Source organism: Streptomyces lusitanus (assembly GCF_042647945.1).
Classification (GTDB): domain Bacteria; phylum Actinomycetota; class Actinomycetes; order Streptomycetales; family Streptomycetaceae; genus Streptomyces; species Streptomyces pseudogriseolus.
In genome coordinates, this window is record NZ_JBHRWL010000033.1 from 348,060 (window position 1) to 366,414 (window position 18,355).

Here is an 18,355-nt window from a genome sequence, read left to right on the forward strand (position 1 = left end):
TCAACTTCGCGCTTACCGGTGACCACTCAGGGCAATACGTAACGGTATGTCGAGCCGCAGCCAGGAGGCTGGAGCATGAGCATCTGGTGGTCACTCCATCTGCGGCGTGATGCCGCCAGCGTGCCGCTCGCCCGGCGCCTGCTGCTCGGCACCATGGAAACCGCGGGCGTCGACCCCGAGATCTCCTACGACCTGTCGGTCGCCCTCAGCGAGGCGTGCGCGAACGCCGTGGAGCACGGCGGCGGCGCCACGCGCGACCACACCTCCGAGGCGTTCCGGGTGACGGCCTACCTCGACGGCGAGAAGTGCCGTATCGAGGTCGCCGACGCCGGTCCCGGCTTCCCCGCCGCCGGGAGCCGCCCCCGCCCGCAGCCCGTGCCCGCCGAGGCGGAGCACGGACGGGGCCTGTCGCTCATCGAGCAGCTGGCCGACCACGTCCACATCGGCAACAAGCCGGGCCGGGGCGGCGCGGTGGTGAGCTTCGACAAGATCCTCAAATGGCGTGAGGACGCCCCGCTGACGGCGGTGTGACGGCACACGACGAGGGCCCCTCCCGTTGCGATCGGGAGGGGCCCTCGGCCGTGACTGCTGCCGTACCGGCCGCCGGTGCGGGTCAGCCGTCGGTGTTCGCCCTGCGGCGACGCCACCAGACGAGTCCGGCGCCGGCCGCCACGGCCGCGGCGGCGATGCCGGCGATCAGACCGACGGGCGTGTTGTTGCCGGTGTCGGCGAGATCGCCGTCAGGATCCTCGGGGCCGGGTGCGGCGGTGGCCGGCGAGGACGTGCTCGGCGACGGCTCCGGGGCCGACGTGGAGGGGGTCGGCGTCGGGTCCGGCCGCTCCGTCCCGCTCGGGGTGGGAGTCGGGGTCGGCGTCGGCGTGGGCGTGCCGCCCTCGGAACGTCCGGCGCTGTTGCCGCCGAACATCAGGTAGCCCTCCTTGTGCGGATCGTCGGCGAGGGTGTCCACCGCGAAGCCGACCGTGCGGGGCTTGTAGCGCTGCTCGGTGCGGAAGCGCAGTGCGCTCATGTTGCGCTTCGGCTGCTTGGAGAAGTCGACCCCGCCCACGGTGTAGACGTAGACGTCCTCGCCGTTGCTCCACTCGTACTTGAAGGTGCCCTCGGTGAACGCCTTGTAGTACCGGTCCCAGACCTGCTTGCCCGTCCAGTCCTGGTGGGGCGCGCGCAGCGGCCAGCGCGACACGTCGTTGCTGTTGATGATCGTGCGGTACTCGGCCGGCATGTCCGCGGCGTTCTGCCTGACCCACTCGGCCGCCACGCGGGCGGTGTAGACACGGCGCAGATCGGCGTAGTAGTCGCCTTCGTTGATCTTCTTCTCGACCAGCGGGGTGATGTAGCGGTCGAGCACGCGGTCGGACTGCTGCGTCTCCGCCTCCGACAGGTCGCAGCCCTCCCCGCCCGGCGGCTGCGTGGTGGTCTCCTGCGGCACCGTGGAGAGCTTCAGCGGCGTGTCGAGGATGTGGATGCCGCCGCTGTCCTCGCGCACGACGGCGGTCTCCGGCTCGATCCAGGACCGGAAACCCGCCCAGCAGGGGAACCCGTTGCGCTGTGGCAGCGCGTTCATGAAGTCACGGCCCGCGTCGGTCTCGGGGTCCATGGCCCTGAAGATGTCGTGCTTCAGCTCGAGGTCGGCCTCCAGCATCACCCGGCCGGCATCGGTGCTGCCGAACTCCGGGTCGATGATCCGGTCCGGCTCGTCCGGGTTCAGGTTGACCCAGAACGTCGACGGGTCGAGTGCCAGCCAGGTGAAGAACGCGTCGGAGATCAGGTTGCCCTTCTCCTGGCCGCCCCATCCGGCCGCGTACTCGTCCTCCACCGTCTTGGCGGAGAACGCGTAGTCCAGTCCCTTGCCGCCCTTGCCCTTGCCGATGTACCGCAGGTCGAGCGTGGTGAAGTCGATGCCGCCGAGACCCCGGTTCATCAGCGAGCGCTGCCCGGTCCGGCCGAGACGGTCGAGCTGCTCCTTGAGCGTCTGCGGGTTGGGCGGCGACTGGCGGATGACCTGGTTGCCCGAGCCCCGGGAGCCGGTGGAGGTGCCGTTGCCCGGCGACATGGTCGTGCTGTTCGCGCGGTACGGGCCGTTCTCGGTGCCCTTCGGGGGCACGCCCCGGTGGTGGGACTGGTAGTCGTAGGACCGGACCCGGTCCCGTCCGAGCCCGTCCTTGCCCGCCGTCTGCTTCAGCTCCCCCATGAACTTCTTGGCATCGCTCGTCTGCTTCTCGGCGAACACGTAGGTGTACTTGTACGAGCGCCAGCCGCGGTTCTTGGCCCAGGCGCGGTCCGCGGGCTTCTCGCGGCCGTCGGGGGATCCGTTCGACTTGACCTCGACGATCTCCCGGGTGCGCTTGTTGTAGGCGTCGAGACGCCGCAGATGGCGCTCACCGGTGTCGGGGTCCGTGAAGTAGAACTCCTTCTCGCAGATCCAGTCCGGCCCCGTCAGGCCCATCTCCTTCACGACCTTGGCCATGAACGCCTTGCCGCGCGCGTCGAAGCCCTGGTTGGGGATGTAGACCTTCGACAGGTAGTCGGAGAAGTTCTTCCAGCGCTTCTGCGCGTTGAAGCGGGCGTAGATGCGCCGGGGGTCGTCGTGACCGTACTGCTTGTAGTCGGTGCCCGCGGCGTCCAGGTCCGCCTGGGTGGGGTTGAGGCCGTCGAACTGGAGGCCGGGGTTGACGTAGTCGTAGGTGTCCCACCGGTCCACGGCACGGGAGGCGTCCCCCTGCGGCAGGCGGCCGGTGGGGACGTTCTTGATCCCGTACATCTCGTCGCAGCGCTTGCCGGGCTTCGGGCGCGGCAGCGGTGCGGCCTCGGCGGTGTCGAGCGTGGGCAGGCCGATGGCGGCCATGACGGTGGCGCAGGCGAGCGCGATCACGCCTCGGCTCGCGGTGCGCCATGAGCGTGCGCGTATGCGTGGTTTCACGTGAAACATCCCCCGGGGACCCAGAGGTCCGGACGTGCCCGCGCGACACCGGGCCCCCGTTGGTCGTTGGTGTCGCGCAAGACCCGCCACACTAGGGCCTGGCTTCACTCACGCAACGGGGTTTCACCGGTACGCCATGTGTCAATTCCGTGCAGACACCGGGACGTTGTGGTCGCATCCGACGACTACGCTTGGCAGGCGTGAGCGAGGACATGCAGGACGGGGAAGACGAGCACGCCGTCGCCGAGCGCATCGACCAGGCGCACGCGGACAACCCGCGCCTGTCGGCGTGGCTGGCCGAGCAGCAGGGGCGTTTCGCCGAGTGGGCGCGGCGGTACGGCGGTGACTGGGACTTCTCCGAACGCTCCCTCGACCGGCTCGAAGGCCTCGTCCGTGAGCACTTCACCGGAGTGGACGACCTGCTCGCCCAGGAGCACACGCCGCTGGCCCAAGTGGCCTGCTGGTACCTCGGAGAGGTCCACAACCGGCACCGCGGCACCCAGTGGCGCATGGACCCCGACCCCGCCGACACCCACCCGTGGTCCCGGCGTCCGTACGTGATCGTCCCGTTCGAGCGGATCGACGACTACCGGGACGAGGAAGGCATCGATTACGACGCCCGCCCCCAGCACGCCCCGCTGTCCAGCCTCATGACCGTCCTGCGCACCCCCGCCGACCGCACCGGGGACGCCACGGGCACGCCGTCCCTGCGCGCCGAACTCGACGACTACCGTCCCTCCGCGTGACGGACGCACACGCGCGACGGCCGGGCACGTTGCCGTGCCCGGCCGTCGTCACGCGATGAGGCGTCAGCCCTTCGAGCTCCGTCAGCCCTTCAGGCCCGCCATCCACGCCTCGACCTCGTCCGACCGCCGGGGCAGGGCGGACGACAGGTTCCGGTTGCCGTCCTCGGTGACCAGGATGTCGTCCTCGATGCGGACGCCGATGCCCCGGTACTCCTCGGGCACCGTCAGGTCGTCGGCCTGGAAGTACAGGCCCGGCTCCACGGTGAGGACCATGCCCGGCTCCAGCGTGCCGTCGACGTAGGTCTCGGTGCGCGCGACGGCGCAGTCGTGGACGTCCATGCCGAGCATGTGACCGGTGCCGTGCAGCGTCCAGCGGCGCTGAAGGCCCAGCTCCAGCACCCGTTCCACCGGGCCCTCGACCAGGCCCCACTCGACGAGCCGCTCGGCCAGCACACGCTGTGAGGCGTCGTGGAAGTCGCGGTACTTGGCGCCCGGCTTCACCGCCGCGATGCCCGCCTCCTGGGCGTCGTACACGGCGTCGTAGATCTTCTTCTGGAGCTCGGTGTAGCGGCCGTTGACGGGCAGCGTCCGCGTGACGTCGGCGGTGTAGTACGTGTGGGTCTCCACGCCGGCGTCGAGCAGCAGCAGGTCGCCGGAGCGGACCGGGCCGTCGTTGCGCACCCAGTGCAGGGTGCAGGCGTGCGGGCCGGCGGCGCAGATGGAGCCGTAGCCGACGTCGTTGCCCTCGACGCGGGCGCGCAGGAAGAACGTTCCCTCGATGTAGCGCTCGCTGGTCGCCTCGGCCTTGTCGAGGACCTTCACCACGTCCTCGAAGCCGCGCACGGTGGAGTCGACGGCCTTCTGCAGCTCGCCGATCTCGAACTCGTCCTTCACCAGCCGCATCTCGGACAGGAAGACGCGCAGTTCCTCGTCGCGCTCGGCGGTGACCTTGTCGGTCAGCGCCGCCTCGATCCCGGCGTCGTGGCCGCGCACCACGCGGACCGGGCCGGTGGCCTCGCGCAGCGCGCCGGCCAGCTCACGGACGTCGGAGGCGGGGATGCCGTACCGCTTCTCGGCCTCGGTGAGGGAGTGGCGGCGGCCCACCCACAGTTCGCCCTGCCCGTCCAGCCAGAACTCGCCGTTCTCGCGGTTGGAGCGGGGCAGGAGGTAGATCGTCTCCCGGTGGCCGTCGGCCGTCGGCTCCATGACGAGGACGCCGTCCTCCGTCTGGTTGCCGGTGAGGTAGGCGTACTCGACGGACGCGCGGAAGGGGTACTCCGTGTCGTTCGAGCGGGTCTTCAGGTTGCCCGCCGGGATCACCAGGCGCTCCCCGGGGAAGCGGGCGGACAGCGCCGCGCGGCGGGCCGCGGTCTCGGCGGCCTGCGCGATCGGCTCCAGGTCACGCAGCTCCGTGTCGGCCCAGCCGCTCTTCATGTTCTCGGCCAGCTCGTCGGACACGCCCGGGTACAGGCCGTTCTTCCGCTGCTTGACGGGCTCCTCGTCGGCGTTCTCCGGGGTCTCCGGCAGCTCCTCCGCCACGGTCATCCTCCTCGATACGGCACTGGACCACCCCCCATCGTACGGTCGGGCGGAAACGGACGAACCGGGGAAGCGCCTGTTACCCGAGGTGCACGCGGAGTGAGCGGCGCGCGGGCCGGGCGGGTCAGTCGAAGCGCGCCGCGAGCAGCACCACGTCCTCCGAGGTGTCCGCGTCCTCAGCGCCCTCGGGCAGCACCGCCCGCAGCACGTGGTCGGCGACGGCGCCCGGGTCGCGGCGCAGGGCCCGCGGCACCCCGGCCGCGGCGGCGTGCAGCCGGGCGAAGGCGCGGTCGGTCGGGTCGCCGGTGCGGTGCAGCAGCCCGTCGGTGTAGAGCAGCACCGTGTCGCCCGCCTCCGCCTGCACCTCCACGCTCGGCGCCTCCCAGCACGCGAGCATCCCGAGCGGGGCCGAGACGGAGGTCTCCACGAACTCGGTGCGGCGCTCGCCGAGCAGCAGCGGCGGGCTGTGCCCGGCGCCGGCCAGCGTGATCCGGCGCACCGCGGGCTCGCAGTAGCCGAACAGCGCGGTGGCCGACCGGGCCGGCTCGGTCAGCCGCAGCAGCAGCTCCAGGTCGGACAGGACGGCGACCGGGTCCTCGCCCTCCATCACGGCGTACGCCCGCAGCGACGCCCGCAGCCGTCCCATCGCGGCGACGGCGCTGGGGCCGGAGCCGGTGACGGAGCCGACGGCGAGACCGAGCGCGGCGTCCGGCAGCGGCAGCGCGTCGTACCAGTCGCCGCCGCCGCTCGGGCAGGTCCGGTGACGGGCGGCGAGCTGCACGCCGGCCATCCGCGGCAGGCGGGAGGGCAGCAGCTCCTCGGTCATCGTGGCCATCGACGCGCGCGTGTGCTCCAGTTCGAGCAGCCGGGCCAGGTGCTCCGCGGCGTGCCGGACGTACAGGCCGACGAGGTGGCGCTGCCGCTCGGCGGGTTCGGCGGGCTCGTCGTAGAGCCAGACGACCGCGCCGAGGCGGCCGGCGGAGTCGGTGGCGAGCGAGAGGGCGTAGCTCGCGGCGTAACCCAGGCGGGCGGCGACCTCGCGGTGCCGGGGGTCGAGGCCCTGCTCGGCGAACAGGTCGGGTTCGGCGACGCCGTCGTCCCCGCCGGGCAGCCCGTCGAGGATCCGGCCGTGCGGCAGGGAGCTGCGCGGCACCGTCTCGATGTGGCCGAGGTCCGCGCGGCCCAGGCCGTAGCCGACGGTGGTGGACGGCCCGCGGCCGTCGGCGGGCTCCAGGGCGACGAGCCCGCGCCGGGCGCCCACCAGGGCGGCGCCCGCGCGCAGCAGCTCCTCCAGCGCGGCGTCGAGCGTGCCGGCGCGGACCAGGCGCTCGGTCAGTTCGTGGAGGGTCGTGAGGTCCGAGACCCAGCCGGCGAGGCGGTCCTGGAGCAGCGCGCCCGGGGCGTGGTGGGGGTCTGGCGCGGCGGACGGGGCGGTACCCGCAGCGGGCGCGACAGTGTGTGCGGGGGCGGGGACCGTTGAATCGATTCCGGCCACTTTCGGAGGGTGCGGAGCGTTCATGGCGTCCGGCTTTCCGACCGGTACGTACTGCTCAAAAGCATCGCAAACCCCCATGTCGTTCTGCGTCGCCGGCAGTGTCTCCACATGTACACGTACTCGTAAGGAGATGTCCAGCATTGTCCTGCTGGGATTCCTGGTGTCCGTGTGACCGAGGGGAACTCCCGATGGACCTCTTGCCGAAATTCGAAGTTGGCTTGAAACTGCCTCAGGGGGAGGCTTATTGCGGTCGACTGGCCTTGCTCGACGGAGCGTCACAGCGGTCGTGATGGGTACGTACTCGGAGAAGGCCAGGGGTGGTTGGGAACCGCCCGGGAACCTGGCGACGGACCCGGGCGTCTTAACCACCGACGACCGTGCCCCATCCTCCCGTGGCGGAGGCGGAGAGAACCACGCGCGACGGTAAACGCCAGACTTCGCCACCCCACGCCGCACCCGTACTTCTGATAAACGCTGTATGGGTGGAACGGCCGCGGAGGCAGCCCATGCCCGGCCCATAGGGGTTCCCCCTGCCCGGCACGGGGGTGTGATGCGCCAACAGGTACGCACAGTGAAGTGATCGACACATGACGTGAGTGGTCCACGGTGTTGCCAGGCGTGCAACGGAAAGGAACGAGCGCTCATGCGCGAGATCCTCGGAAGGCGACGCAGGCTCCTGTCCCGGCGCGGTGACGAAGGGCCCGATCTGATCGGTGCGGCCCTGACCTTCGCCGCCGAATGGCAGTGGCCCGTCCTCCCCGGCGTGGCGGCCGACCCGCAGGACGGGTCCCGCTGCGCCTGCCCCGACCCGGAGTGCACGGTGCCGGGCGCCCACCCGTTCGACCCCGGTCTCCTCGCGGCCACCACCGACGCGCGGATGGTGCGCTGGTGGTGGACCAACCGGCCGACGGCGCCCGTCGTGCTCGCCACCGGCGGCAAGGCCCCGTGCGCGGTGTCCCTGCCCGCCCTGCCGGCCGCCCGCGCGCTCGCCGCGCTGGACCGCCGCGGGATGCGGCTCGGCCCGGTCGTCGCCTCGCCGACCCGCTGGGCGATCCTCGTCAAGCCCTACTCCCTGGAGCAGCTGGGCGAACTGCTGTACGCCCAGGACTACGTCCCCGGCTCCCTCCGCTTCCACGGCGAGGGCGGCTACCTGGCCCTGCCCCCGTCCGTCACCGCGCAGGGCGAGGTCCGCTGGGAGCGGGCGCCGCTGCCCGGTTCGGCGTCGCCCTGGGTGCCCGACGTCGAAGCCGTGGTGGACGCGGTGGTCGACGCCCTCACCCGTACGGGTGTGAGCGCGCCCGAGATGTAGGCGGCGCCGTCGCGCGCCGCGCCCGGCACCCGGTGCCGGGCCGCTATCTTCCCGGGGCATGCCGCGTCATGCCGGGGGCCGTGCCAGGACGTCCCGCAGAGCCCGAGCGACCGCCCTCGCGGGCGTCGCGGCGGCCTGCGTGATCGCGCTGCCGCTGGCGGTGGCCTGTGCGGGCCGGGACGACGGCCGGCGCCATGCCTCGGCCGGTCCGGACGATCTTCGTCCGGTTTCCGCCCCTGAGGGGCGCGCCTCGCCGTCTCCGTCGGAGGGGGACGCCCCGGCCGGGGACGACTCCCCGGACGGCGACGCCCTGGACGGGAACGCCCCTGTGCGGACGCCCGAGGCGGACCAGGCGCCGCCCGGCGCGCACCTGTCGACCGCCCTGCGCTGCGGCCCGTCCCTGTCCTCGCCGGACGGCGTCGAGGCGCAGACGTGCGTGGCGGTGCAGGGGAAGGACGTGTGGGCGCGGACGTACTACCGCAACACCACCGGCGCGCCCCTGGACGCGGCACTGTCCCTGCTCGGCCCGGACGGGCACAGCGTGCGGAGCCGGTGCGTGGCGGGGACCGGCGACGACCCGTCCCTGTGCGAGACCCCGCGCGTGCGCCTCAACGGCGAGCCCGTGCGGTACACGGCGGTGGCGGAGTTCGCCGCCCACGCGGGCGGTGCGGGGGACGGGCGGCTGCTGCTGCGGGCCGGGAGCAACTCGCCGCCGGCAGGAGACCGGTGAGGCACGGAAGCGCGGGTGCCGAGAGGCCCTGGCGGGCGGAGTGCGGGCGGGGCCGGGGCGTCCGGCGCCGGTGGGCCGTACGAGATCGCGCGGCGGGCACGTAAAGACCCGGTTGCTGGCGACGGGGGATGCACCAGCAACCGGGCTACTGGAACGGTAACAAGAGATCGGCGGTAAGCAAATTCGATCTCGGCGTTTCCGGTCACCGACTGGCCTGTCCGAACGGGGAGTTGCGCGCGGACAGGACGGCGCGTCCCGGGCGGTTCGGCCGCCCGGGACACCCGTCGGGAGCCGGGTGCGCAGCGCCTCAGCTCAGCGTGACCTGGCGGTTCGTCAGACCGCCGCGCGCCCGGCGCTCGTCCGCGGTGAGCGGGGCGTCGGCCGCCAGGGCGCCGGCGAGCCGCTCGGCGAACTCGGCGGCCGGCTTCTCCACGTCCTCCGCGCGCACCTCGCTCGGCAGGTCCCAGACCGGCACGGTGAGCCCGTGAGCGCGGAAGGAGCCGACCAGGCGGGTGCCGTCGCCGAGGGAGGAGCCGCCCGCCGCGTGCAGCCGCGCGAGAGCGTCCAGAAGCTGCTCCTCGGGGTGCGGCATCACCCACCGCAGGTGGTTCTTCTCGGGCGTCTCGCACCAGTACGCGGAGTCCACGCCCGTCAGCTTCACGGTCGGGATGGCCGCCGCGTTGGCCCGCTCCAGGGAGGCGGTGACGTCCGGGGTGGCGTTTTCCGGGTCCGGGACCCAGAACTCGAACCCGTCGTGCACGACCGGCTCGAAAGGACCCTTCGGGTCGAGCAGGTCCTGGAGCCGGGGACCGTCGGCGGGCGCGCGACGCGCCTGCACCGGCGTGCCCGGCTCGGCCGTCAGCGCGCGCTGGAGCGTGTCGGCGAGGTCGCGGCTGATGTCCCCGGAGGGCGTGTCGTTCTGCAGGCCGAGCAGCACCGAGCCGTCGTCGCGGCGCAGCGCCGGCCAGGCCATCGGGAGCACCGTGGCCAGGGTGACCGACGGGACGCCCTCGGGCAGGCCGTCCTTCAGGGTCAGCCCGACGGTCGCGGCGGGCACCAGCTCGCGCAGCGCCACCCAGTCGCACTCGCCCGGAAGGCCCTCGAACGGGCGGTGCACCAGCTCGGTCACCGCTTGGGCGGCGGCACGGCCGTGGCACGCCTTGTAGCGGCGGCCGCTGCCGCAGGGGCAGGGTTCGCGGGCGCCGACGACCGGGATCTGCCCGTCCGTGAGCTGCGGGCGCCTGGCCTTCGTCTGGGGTCGCTTCTTGGCCATCGTGGGTGTCTCCCGGTTACGGCTCGTCTCGTACGGGCGCGAGCCTAGCCGCTCGCGCCGCGGCCGACGGGATCCTGTGGACGGCGGGGCGGTCCGTGGACGACCGGAAGCGAGTTCGTACGGCGTTTCCGGTGGAGCCGGACCCGGTGCCGGCCGGAATCCGTCCGGCCGCCGCGCCGTCAGTCCAGGTCGTCGAAGACGTCCGTGAAGTCCAGGCCCGTGAGGTGCGCGACCGGAGGGGCGGTCACCCGTGCCGCGAAGTCCTCGCGGCGGTGGCAGCTTCCGGCGTCCGGGTCGTGCACGTCCTCGTGGACGACGACCCACACCGTGACCTCGCCGGGCACCTCGTCGCGTACCCCCCAGTCGTCGGAGAGCGCGGAGATGATGTTGAGTCCGCGGCCGCCGTGCGCCGTGACCGACGGGGTGGCGGGCGCCGGGCGGGTCGGGCCGCCCCCGTCGGTGACCTCGACGACGAGCCGGCCGCGCGGGTCCACCCGCCAGGCCGCGCGCACGTCGCCGTCCCCGGCCAGGCTGTCGCCCAGGGGCCGGCCGTGTTTGCACGCGTTGCTCAACAGCTCGGAAAGGATCAGTACGGCGTCGTCGACGACCGGTTCCGGGACGCCTCCGTCGCGCAGCTGCGCGCGCATCCGGCGCCTCGCCTTCCCCACGCCCGCAGGGCCATGGGGCACGGCCATGCTCGACGACGTGGGCACCTCCTGTGCCACCACCAACGCCACCCCCGAGACCTCCTTCGCCCCACGCCACGGTGTGGATGCCCCATCGGCCTGAGCCGGAAACCGGCCGATCCACGCGCGGTGACGCACTCGGACCGGTCGAACACGCACCGAACGCGCCGGAGCACTCCCACTCCCCGTAGTCGCATGGCTGGATTTCGTCGATGTGGCCGAGATATGAGGATGTGGGTGCCGGTTCCCGTGGGTCAAGAGGCGGGAGACAACAACTGGGACACACGGGACGGATGTGACGACCGCCCCCGAGGCGGCCGTGTTCCCTTGAGTGCCCGCCGCCCGGATCAGCGCCCGAGGTGGTCCAGTACCGCACGCGGCCGGTTGGTGATGATGGCGTCGACGCCGAGGCTCACGCACAGGTCGACGTCCGCGGGCTCGTTGACCGTCCAGACGTGCACCTGGTGCCCGGAGCGCTTCAGGCGCTCGACGGCGGCGGGGTGGCTGCGCAGGATGCGGATCGACGGGCCCGCGATGTCCACGCCCTCGGGCAGCCGGCCGTCGCGCAGCCGCGGTGTGACGAACTGCATGAGGTAGACCGTCGGCAGCGTCGGGGAGGCGGCCCGCACCCGGTGCAGGGAGCGCGCGGAGAAGCTCATGACGCGCACCGGCGAGTCCTCGCGGGAGGCGGGCGCGTCCAGGCCGAACCGCTTGAGCAGGACCAGCAGCCGTTCCTCGACCTGCCCCGCCCAGCGTGTGGGGTGCTTGGTCTCGATCGCCAGTTCCACCCGGCGTCCGGCGTCGGCGACGAGCTCCAGCAGCCGCTCCAGGGTGAGCACGGAGGTGGCCTCGCGGTCCTCCGGGCGGTGCTCCCAGTCGGGCTCCTCGACGCGCGGCCCGCCGGCCGCGTCCCGGGTCTTCCAGGAGCCGAAGTCGAGCGTGGAGAGGTCGGACAGCTCGAGCGCCGAGACCGCCCCGCGCCCGTTGGACGTACGGTTGACGCGACGGTCGTGCACACAGACGAGGTGTCCGTCGGCGGTGAGGCGTACGTCGCACTCGAGTGCGTCCGCGCCGTCCTCGATCGCCTTGCGGTACGCGGCCAGGGTGTGCTCGGGGGCGTCCTCGGAGGCCCCGCGGTGCGCGACGACTCGGGTCAGGTGCTGCCGTGCGTGGGTCACCGCGTCATGGTGCCACCGCTCACCGGCGGACGGGCGGCCGGTGTGGCGTGATCGGTACGGCAGTCCGGTCGGAGCCATCGAGTGGCGCACCTTACGTGAGTAATGCCCTATATAAAGGATGACCCCGGACCCACAGGAACGGCTTACGGTGCCCTGACGGCGTGTGGGAAAAGCTGACGTCATACAAAGAGACGTGCACAGCTCCATCTGCATCGCGCCGGACGTCAGGCGCGCGTGACGTGCGGGCCCGAGTGCGACGAGACCGAGAAGCCGTGGATCGAGGAGAGAAGCTGTGAGCACCGAGAACGAGGGCACCGCGGTACCCCCGGCCCCGTCGGCGCCGCCGCCCCCGGCGGACGTTCCCGCTGCTTCCGCGCCCCAGGGCGCGCACCCGGGGGCGGCTCCGGGGGCGGCTCCGGCGGCCGGGGACCCCTACGGTCCCCCGGCCTCCCAGGCGCACCACGACGCGGGCGCGGGCGAGTCCTCCTCCGCCCCCGACCCCTCCTGGCCGCCGCCCCCGCCGCCGTCCACCCCGGCGTACGGCGGTGACGGCGCGGTCGGCCACGGCGCCATGGGTCACGGCGCGGCGGGCCAGGGCGGAGGCGGCTGGGGCGCAGGCTGGGGCACCACGCACCAGCAGCCCGCGCCGAAGAACGGCCGCGGGCGCGGCGGGCTGGTCGCCGCGGTCCTGGTGGCGGCGCTGGTCGCGGGCGGCCTGGGCGGCGGCCTCGGCTACACGCTCGCCGAGGAGAACGACAGCGGCGGCTCGACGACCGTCTCGTCGAGCACCAGCGGCGGCAACGTCAAGCGCGACCCGGGCACGGTCGCCGCGGTCGCGGCGGCGGCGCTGCCCAGCACGGTCACCATCGAGGCGGCGAGCAGCAGCGGCGAGGGCGGCACCGGCACGGGCTTCGTCTTCGACAAGCAGGGCCACATCGTCACCAACAACCACGTGGTGGCGGACGCCGTCGACGGCGGCAACCTCACCGCGACGTTCCCGGACGGCAAGAAGTACGACGCCGAGGTCGTCGGCAACGCGCAGGGGTACGACGTCGCCGTCATCAAGCTGAAGAACGCCCCGTCGGACCTCAAGCCGCTCACCCTGGGCAACTCCGACGACGTGGCGGTCGGCGACTCCACCATCGCCATCGGCGCGCCCTTCGGCCTGTCCAACACGGTGACCACGGGCATCATCAGCGCGAAGAACCGGCCGGTCGCCTCCAGCGACGGCAGCGGCAGCAAGGCCTCCTACATGAGCGCGCTGCAGACCGACGCGTCGATCAACCCGGGCAACTCCGGCGGTCCGCTGCTGGACGCGCAGGGCAACGTGATCGGCATCAACTCCGCGATCCAGTCCACCAGCAACGGCGGCTTCGGCACGGGCCAGGCCGGCTCGATCGGCCTCGGCTTCGCCATCCCGATCAACCAGGCCAAGTACGTCGCCCAGGAACTGATCGAGACCGGCAAGCCGGTGTACGCCAAGATCGGCGCGTCCGTCTCCCTGGAGGACACCACCAACGGCGCGCAGATCACCGAGCAGGGCGTGGGCGGCACCGAGCCCGTCGACCCGGGCGGCCCCGCCGACAAGGCCGGCCTGAAGCCGGGTGACGTCATCACCAAGCTCGACGACCGGGTCATCGACTCCGGCCCCACCCTGATCGGCGAGATCTGGACGCACAAGCCCGGCGACGAGGTCACGATCACCTACGAACGCGGCGGCAAGGAGCACACCACGGAACTCACCCTGGGCTCCCGCGTCGGCGACAGCTGACCCCACCCGCCGCCCCGGCACCCGTTACCCTTGTCCCCGCGCCGCCGATCACCGGCCGGCGCGGGGAGGTGTGCCCGAGCGGCCTAAGGGAACGGTCTTGAAAACCGTCGTGGCAGCGATGTCACCGTGGGTTCAAATCCCACCGCCTCCGCCGACTGAGCAGTGAGAACGGCCCCTGACCAGGAACATCGGTCGGGGGCCTTCCTATGCGCGGTATCTGCCGGCGACCGTGGTTCTCCGTGAGTTACCGGTCTGTCGGGCACGGATGGGGCACGGCTTCAGTCGCCCTGGAACCACAGATAGCTGCCTGGAGTGCTCGCGCACTGCTCCAGCAACCCGGCAAGGTCGTCCAAGGCGGCGAGCTGACGCTCATCGGTGCACCGTTGCCGTGCAGCGGGGATCTCACCGAGAGCAACGGCAGCCTCCTGCTCGTTCATCACAGCGTCCCCGTACAGATCTACGGCGGTCAGCCGCCCAGGCACTCCGAGCAGTTGGAGCGAGCCGATCGCGTCGGCCAACGCGTCCCCATGTCCGTACGAACTCCGCAGCAGCGTCGTTCGGGACTTGCGCCAGTCACGCGTCGGCCGTGCTGAGTGCAGCTCCACGTCCATCCCCACGGGCTCATGATGCCTGCTACCGAGGCTCAGCATCGAGACGGTTGCTGTGGTTGCGCGGTCGGGGGCCGCTCTCATGCCCGTGTGCCGTGACTGCCGCCGCTGCGGAACCGCGAAGGGCCCGCCACGAGTGGCCCTCGCAGGCCGTGGATCCCCGCCCCTCTCATCCTCATCCCCGTGGGCGACTCAGCCGCCGCCCGCCGGTGGCAGTGGGCCCAGGTGGGGGACGAGGCGGGTGCGGAGGAGTTCGTATTCCGGGTGGCGGCGTGGGAGGGGGCCCGGGGGGCGTGTCACCGGGCGAGGTGGGGAGAGAATCTCGCCGGCGCGGAACTGTTCGCGGGTGAGGTCGAGCTCGATGCCGTTCGGGAGGCGGTTCCACCAGTGGTAGCCGTGCGGGGAGCCGTGCCGGCGGACGTCGGCGACCAGGAGGTCGCCGCCGAACAGGTCGTTGACGACCAGGGTCGTGATGTCGCAGTGGCCCACGGCCGGGTTGTCCGGGCGCCAGTCGGGGAGGTCGTCGGGTGAGCAGGTGTCGGCCGCCCAGCAGGAGCGGAACGCCGCGTCGAGGCCGAGCAGGGACCAGGGCGGCCGGGTGGTGGCGCCGTCACCGTTCATGACGCCGCCCGCAGCATGCGGAGCTGTCCGATCTCCGCCGCGTTCTTCATCAGCTCCGCGTTGACCCAGGCCAGCATGTCCGCCTTCGTGCGGGCCGGGTCGTCCGGCCAGGGGAAGGGCGCCGTGGCGTCCAGGCCGGCGTCCGTGAGGGTGTCGAGACGGGCGAGCCACTGCGTGCGCAGGGAGCGGAGCCAGGCGAGCGTGGGTTCGCCCTCGCCGGGCCAGACGATCTCGGTGCGCTCGCGCGGGCGCTCCCCGCGCGCGTGGTCCAGCGTCACGCTCCACCACCAGCCGATGTGCCAGCTCAGCCACGCGATGGTGGGCACCGGCACGGGGTCGGGCTCGGTGTCCGCCCAGTCGGGGATCCACGCGCCCTCGGGGGTGCGGCGGACCGTCCAGCAGCGCGGGGCCGGCTCCCAGAGGAAGTCCTCCGGCTCCAGGCGCTCCAGGTGGTACTCGAACAGGGCCCAGGTCAGGTCGAACTGCGTGCGGAGCAGGCCGAGCCGGCCGTCGGTGGTGGGGGCGGTGGCGGTCACAGTTCCTCGTCGGTGGCGAGTCGCTCCCAGTCCAGGTCCAGCAGGGCCGTCTCCGCGTCACAGCCCGAGGGGATGCGCGTCGTCGGCTGGAACCAGGCCACGGTGAGGCGGGAGCGGTACAGGGCACGGTCATGGCCGGGATCGAGGGCCTCGGAGCGGAAGTGGCCCACGCAGGTCACCGCGGGCAGCACCTCAACCGGTCCGAAGGCGCCCGAGAACTGGTCGGGGTACTCGCGCGGCGGCGGAATCAGATGCACCGGGACGCCCGGGTGGACGTGTTCGGCGGACCGGACCAGCCCGGCGATCGCGAGGTCGTTCAGCGGTTTGCACGGGTATCCCTCGAGCGCGCCCGCGTACGTCGACGACAGGCGCAGCTCGGTCAGGTCGACCGAGCGGCCCGAGGTGAGGAGGACGCGGGAGAGTGCCATGGTCGGCACTTTAAGGCGCTGGTGCATGCGGGTCTTTCGAATTTCGGGCGCGTGCGCGGGGGCGTGGGGGGGGGAGGAGGAGAGAGCGGGGCTCGGAAGGACACGGGACCGTGCCGCGGCCTCAGTGGCCTGTCATGCGGGCGGCCGACGCGATCGTCGCGCGTGCCTCGCGTTCGGACAGGCCCGTGGCGCGGGCCGCGTCGACCAGCGGTTCCACCAGTTCGGGGCCGATGCCGTCCTCGTAGGCGCGGCAGGCCGCCCAGAACAGGCGGGTGTTGCGCTGGCCCTCGTGCGCCGCGAGCACGAACTGGACCAGGCCCTGGCCGTGTCCGCCGGCGGACGGGGGCGTCGGGTGGTGGGCGCGGGGCGGCGGCAGGAGCAGGCGCAGCAGGGCCGGCGGGCAGGGCGCGGGCGCCAGGTGCGCGGCGCCGGGCGCGGCCCGGTACGTGCCGTGTTCCGTACGGGAACCGGGGCCGACGAGGTAGCCGCCGGCGCCTCGGATGTCGATGCCGGGGGCGAGGCGGCCGGCGGAGTTGGGGACGACGACGTCGGGCGGGCCGCTCAGCCAGAGGTGGCGGCCGCCGCTCGGGGTGAGGACGACCACCGTGGGCGGGACGGTGAAGCCGTGCCGTAAGGCGAGGGCGCGCAGGGCGGTTCTCGGGTCGGTGCCGTTCTTCGTGTCGAGGTCCACGCCTATGAGGTGGTACGGGGGCAGGCCGCAGGCGATGCCGTAGCCGGTCGCGCGGGGCGCGGCGGCGAACAGGGCGCGGATCCGCGCCGGGTCGGTGGTGGCGTCGTACACGCCGTGGCCGAAGCGGCCGCACTCGCCGTGGCAGGGCGGGTGGGACGGGTCGTCGCGGTGGGGGGAGCGCAGGGCCGGGAGCTTGGTGCGGGACAGCGGGATGACGGCCAGTCCGCGTTCGGCGGCTGACAGGGCGTGTGCGAGGGCCAGCGTCGTGGCCTGCCGGTCGGTGGTGGCCATACGACTATGTTCGTACACACGTTCGAAGAAGGGAAGAGGGTGTGGGGGGCGCCTCGGGGGTGCGAAGGCACCGGCCGGCGGGGCGCCGAAACGCTTCCTCCCTTGGGGCGCCAGGGCTGCTGCCGCCCGGGGTCGAACCGGGCGGGAATCAGGGTTGATCGGGGGTTTATCGGCGGCTTCTCACGCTTGCGTGCGAATCACGGCTTCCGAGGTGGTTCCGGGGCGCCGGCTGGGCAATCCTGATCTTGCGACGTCGTGCACAGCGCCAGGGCGGGGGGCCAACTTCCCTGGTGAAAGCCACAGTTCACGCATGGGACGGCCGTGACCCGGCGCGTCCTTGGTTCTGGAGGGAACACAACATGGCAAGCATCCGTACCGCCCGCGTCATCGCCGCCGTCTCCGCGCTCCCGCTCGCGGCCGCGCTCTTCGCGGGAGTCGCGACGGCGGACAACGGCGTCGGCGCCCTCGGTACCGGAGTCGGCGGGGACAACTTCGGCAACTCCGCCACCACGCAGCAGCAGGCCGTAGGGGCCGGCGCCGAGAACGAGAGCAATACCGCCCAGGTCAACGGTTCCGCGTTCACCAACGTCAACCAGGGCGAGGACAACGTGGCCATCAGCTTCGCCCCCCTCTGGTGGCCGGCGATCTGACTGCGTAGGCAGGGGGGAGCACAAGGGGAGAAGGGGGGGACGCGGGACAAGGGGGAGGACGTCCGTGCGGCGGCGCTTCGGCGCCGCCGCGCCGGGCGCCGGTCCTCAAGGCGGCGCGCCGGACCTCAGGGGTGACCCGCAGGACCCCTCATCCGCCCGTCCACCTCTGGGAGGTGGGGCGGGCACCACCCCTACAACCTGAGGGGGATCCGGCTTCGGGACCTGCGGGCGATCCGCCGGGCGGCCCCCGCTCCTAGCGTGGACGACATGACCACACCCGTCTGCACCAGCGCTTCGAACGCCGCCGCCCCGGCGACGCAGACCCTCCCGTACGCGTCGTTCTCGTCGTACATGAGGGCCCGCCAGCCGGTGCTCCTGCGGACCGCCCGGTCGCTGACCGGAAACCCCAGCGACGCGGAGGACCTGCTGCAGACCGCGCTCGCCAAGACGTACGTCGCCTGGGAGCGGATAGAGGACCACCGGGCGCTGGACGGCTATGTCCGCCGGGCGCTGGTGAACACGCGCACCTCGCAGTGGCGCAAGCGCAAGGTCGACGAGTTCGCCTGCGACGAGCTGCCCGAGCCGGACCCGGTGCCGGGCCGCGACGACCCCGCCGAGCAGCAGGCCCTGCGGGACGCGATGTGGAGGGCGGTCATGCGGCTGCCCGCACGCCAGCGGGCGATGGTCGTGCTGCGGTACTACGAGGACCTCAGCGAGGCCCAGACGGCAGAGGTGCTCGGCGTCTCGGTCGGGACGGTGAAGTCGGCCGTGTCGCGGGCGCTCGGCAAGCTCCGCGAGGACGCTGAGCTGGGACTTGTTCGGAACTGAGGAGGAAATGAACGGAACCTGAAGGCGCGCGTCGTCC

At 72.5% G+C, this 18,355-nt stretch carries 18 protein-coding genes and 1 tRNA gene; 8 read left to right on the forward strand and 11 right to left on the reverse strand.

The genetic code is table 11. The features are described 5' to 3' along the window. Positions 1-75 precede the first annotated feature (75 nt). A complete protein-coding gene (locus tag ACFOSY_RS33490) occupies positions 76-531 on the forward strand; it encodes an ATP-binding protein (protein ID WP_394314293.1) in 456 nt (151 codons plus the stop codon). An 82-nt stretch (positions 532-613) separates the two neighbouring features. Here ACFOSY_RS33490 and ACFOSY_RS33495 read toward each other — a convergent pair whose 3' ends face one another. Next, positions 614-2,938 carry an LPXTG cell wall anchor domain-containing protein gene (locus ACFOSY_RS33495; protein WP_394314295.1) on the reverse strand — a complete coding sequence of 775 codons (2,325 nt, stop codon included), beginning with the start codon at positions 2,936-2,938 and terminating at the stop codon, positions 614-616. Positions 2,939-3,138: 200 nt separating this feature from the next. On the opposite strand from ACFOSY_RS33495, the gene ACFOSY_RS33500 reads away from it, so the two are divergent. Further along, positions 3,139-3,684: a hypothetical protein gene (locus ACFOSY_RS33500; RefSeq protein ID WP_394314297.1), complete on the forward strand. Its 546-nt coding sequence runs from the start codon at positions 3,139-3,141 to the stop codon at positions 3,682-3,684. 81 nt (positions 3,685-3,765) lie between these two features. On the opposite strand, the gene ACFOSY_RS33505 is transcribed toward ACFOSY_RS33500, so the two are convergent. Then, entirely contained in the window at positions 3,766-5,229 is a 1,464-nt protein-coding gene (locus ACFOSY_RS33505; RefSeq protein ID WP_394314299.1) for an aminopeptidase P family protein, read from the reverse strand. Positions 5,230-5,347: 118 nt separating this feature from the next. After that, a complete protein-coding gene (locus tag ACFOSY_RS33510; RefSeq protein ID WP_394314301.1) occupies positions 5,348-6,859 on the reverse strand; it encodes a PP2C family protein-serine/threonine phosphatase in 1,512 nt (503 codons plus the stop codon). A 502-nt stretch (positions 6,860-7,361) separates the two neighbouring features. Between ACFOSY_RS33510 and ACFOSY_RS33515 the strand changes: the two genes are divergently transcribed. Together ACFOSY_RS33515 and ACFOSY_RS33520 are read left to right on the forward strand one after the other, a co-directional pair. Beyond that, the gene (locus tag ACFOSY_RS33515) at positions 7,362-8,027 is read left to right on the forward strand and encodes a bifunctional DNA primase/polymerase (protein WP_394314302.1); all 666 of its coding nucleotides are present in this window, start codon (positions 7,362-7,364) and stop codon (positions 8,025-8,027) included. Positions 8,028-8,085: 58 nt separating this feature from the next. After that, entirely contained in the window at positions 8,086-8,757 is a 672-nt protein-coding gene (locus ACFOSY_RS33520) for a hypothetical protein (protein ID WP_394314304.1), read from the forward strand. Between the two features lie 307 nt (positions 8,758-9,064). Here the strand turns inward: ACFOSY_RS33520 and ACFOSY_RS33525 are convergent, their stop codons facing one another. The 3 genes from ACFOSY_RS33525 to ACFOSY_RS33535 all read right to left on the reverse strand — a co-directional run bounded on the left by ACFOSY_RS33525 (position 9,065) and on the right by ACFOSY_RS33535 (position 11,894). Continuing rightward, on the reverse strand, positions 9,065-10,030 hold the full coding sequence (locus ACFOSY_RS33525) for a DUF5926 family protein (RefSeq protein WP_394314307.1): 966 nt from the start codon (positions 10,028-10,030) through the stop codon (positions 9,065-9,067). A gap of 179 nt (positions 10,031-10,209) precedes the next feature. Beyond that, positions 10,210-10,854, reverse strand: a complete 645-nt coding sequence (locus tag ACFOSY_RS33530) for an ATP-binding protein (RefSeq protein WP_394314309.1) — start codon at positions 10,852-10,854, stop codon at positions 10,210-10,212. A gap of 209 nt (positions 10,855-11,063) precedes the next feature. Continuing rightward, positions 11,064-11,894, reverse strand: coding sequence for a glycerophosphodiester phosphodiesterase (locus tag ACFOSY_RS33535; RefSeq protein ID WP_394314311.1), 831 nt, complete (start codon positions 11,892-11,894; stop codon positions 11,064-11,066). A 292-nt stretch (positions 11,895-12,186) separates the two neighbouring features. On the opposite strand from ACFOSY_RS33535, the gene ACFOSY_RS33540 reads away from it, so the two are divergent. After that, positions 12,187-13,665: a S1C family serine protease gene (locus tag ACFOSY_RS33540; RefSeq protein WP_394314313.1), complete on the forward strand. Its 1,479-nt coding sequence runs from the start codon at positions 12,187-12,189 to the stop codon at positions 13,663-13,665. A 64-nt stretch (positions 13,666-13,729) separates the two neighbouring features. Next, positions 13,730-13,816 (forward strand) — tRNA-Ser (locus ACFOSY_RS33545). Positions 13,817-13,943: 127 nt separating this feature from the next. Here the strand turns inward: ACFOSY_RS33545 and ACFOSY_RS33550 are convergent. The 5 genes from ACFOSY_RS33550 to ACFOSY_RS33570 form a co-directional block, all read right to left on the reverse strand. Next, positions 13,944-14,276 (reverse strand): hypothetical protein, encoded by a 333-nt coding sequence (locus ACFOSY_RS33550; protein ID WP_394314500.1) that lies wholly within the window; start codon positions 14,274-14,276, stop codon positions 13,944-13,946. A gap of 189 nt (positions 14,277-14,465) precedes the next feature. Next, on the reverse strand, positions 14,466-14,894 hold the full coding sequence (locus ACFOSY_RS33555) for a YunG family protein (RefSeq protein WP_394314315.1): 429 nt from the start codon (positions 14,892-14,894) through the stop codon (positions 14,466-14,468). Further along, complete coding sequence (locus ACFOSY_RS33560; protein ID WP_394314317.1) at positions 14,891-15,430, reverse strand: DinB family protein; 540 nt, start codon at positions 15,428-15,430, stop codon at positions 14,891-14,893. Before ACFOSY_RS33560 ends, ACFOSY_RS33555 begins: the two co-directional genes overlap by 4 nt. Then, entirely contained in the window at positions 15,427-15,858 is a 432-nt protein-coding gene (locus ACFOSY_RS33565) for a hypothetical protein (RefSeq protein WP_394314319.1), read from the reverse strand. Before ACFOSY_RS33565 ends, ACFOSY_RS33560 begins: the two co-directional genes overlap by 4 nt. A gap of 121 nt (positions 15,859-15,979) precedes the next feature. Next, positions 15,980-16,840 (reverse strand): bifunctional DNA primase/polymerase, encoded by an 861-nt coding sequence (locus ACFOSY_RS33570; protein ID WP_394314321.1) that lies wholly within the window; start codon positions 16,838-16,840, stop codon positions 15,980-15,982. 359 nt (positions 16,841-17,199) lie between these two features. On the opposite strand from ACFOSY_RS33570, the gene ACFOSY_RS33575 reads away from it, so the two are divergent. Together ACFOSY_RS33575 and ACFOSY_RS33580 are read left to right on the forward strand one after the other, a co-directional pair. Beyond that, positions 17,200-17,490 carry a hypothetical protein gene (locus tag ACFOSY_RS33575; protein WP_394314323.1) on the forward strand — a complete coding sequence of 97 codons (291 nt, stop codon included), beginning with the start codon at positions 17,200-17,202 and terminating at the stop codon, positions 17,488-17,490. A 267-nt stretch (positions 17,491-17,757) separates the two neighbouring features. Further along, positions 17,758-18,318 carry a SigE family RNA polymerase sigma factor gene (locus tag ACFOSY_RS33580; RefSeq protein WP_394314325.1) on the forward strand — a complete coding sequence of 187 codons (561 nt, stop codon included), beginning with the start codon at positions 17,758-17,760 and terminating at the stop codon, positions 18,316-18,318. Positions 18,319-18,355 lie beyond the last annotated feature (37 nt).

What these genes read in the sequence shown, in the direction of transcription:
- ACFOSY_RS33570 (WP_394314321.1), bottom strand. Translation starts at nt 16,840, where the DNA reads ATGGCCACCACCGACCGGCAGGCCACGACGCTGGCCCTCGCACACGCC.
- ACFOSY_RS33550 (WP_394314500.1), bottom strand. Translation starts at nt 14,276, where the DNA reads ATGGACGTGGAGCTGCACTCAGCACGGCCGACGCGTGACTGGCGCAAG.
- ACFOSY_RS33510 (WP_394314301.1), bottom strand. Translation starts at nt 6,859, where the DNA reads ATGCTGGACATCTCCTTACGAGTACGTGTACATGTGGAGACACTGCCG.
- ACFOSY_RS33490 (WP_394314293.1), top strand. Translation starts at nt 76, where the DNA reads ATGAGCATCTGGTGGTCACTCCATCTGCGGCGTGATGCCGCCAGCGTG.
- ACFOSY_RS33575 (WP_394314323.1), top strand. Translation starts at nt 17,200, where the DNA reads ATGGCAAGCATCCGTACCGCCCGCGTCATCGCCGCCGTCTCCGCGCTC.
- ACFOSY_RS33555 (WP_394314315.1), bottom strand. Translation starts at nt 14,894, where the DNA reads ATGAACGGTGACGGCGCCACCACCCGGCCGCCCTGGTCCCTGCTCGGC.
- ACFOSY_RS33565 (WP_394314319.1), bottom strand. Translation starts at nt 15,858, where the DNA reads ATGGCACTCTCCCGCGTCCTCCTCACCTCGGGCCGCTCGGTCGACCTG.
- ACFOSY_RS33580 (WP_394314325.1), top strand. Translation starts at nt 17,758, where the DNA reads ATGACCACACCCGTCTGCACCAGCGCTTCGAACGCCGCCGCCCCGGCG.
- ACFOSY_RS33520 (WP_394314304.1), top strand. Translation starts at nt 8,086, where the DNA reads ATGCCGCGTCATGCCGGGGGCCGTGCCAGGACGTCCCGCAGAGCCCGA.
- ACFOSY_RS33515 (WP_394314302.1), top strand. Translation starts at nt 7,362, where the DNA reads ATGCGCGAGATCCTCGGAAGGCGACGCAGGCTCCTGTCCCGGCGCGGT.
- ACFOSY_RS33525 (WP_394314307.1), bottom strand. Translation starts at nt 10,030, where the DNA reads ATGGCCAAGAAGCGACCCCAGACGAAGGCCAGGCGCCCGCAGCTCACG.
- ACFOSY_RS33505 (WP_394314299.1), bottom strand. Translation starts at nt 5,229, where the DNA reads ATGACCGTGGCGGAGGAGCTGCCGGAGACCCCGGAGAACGCCGACGAG.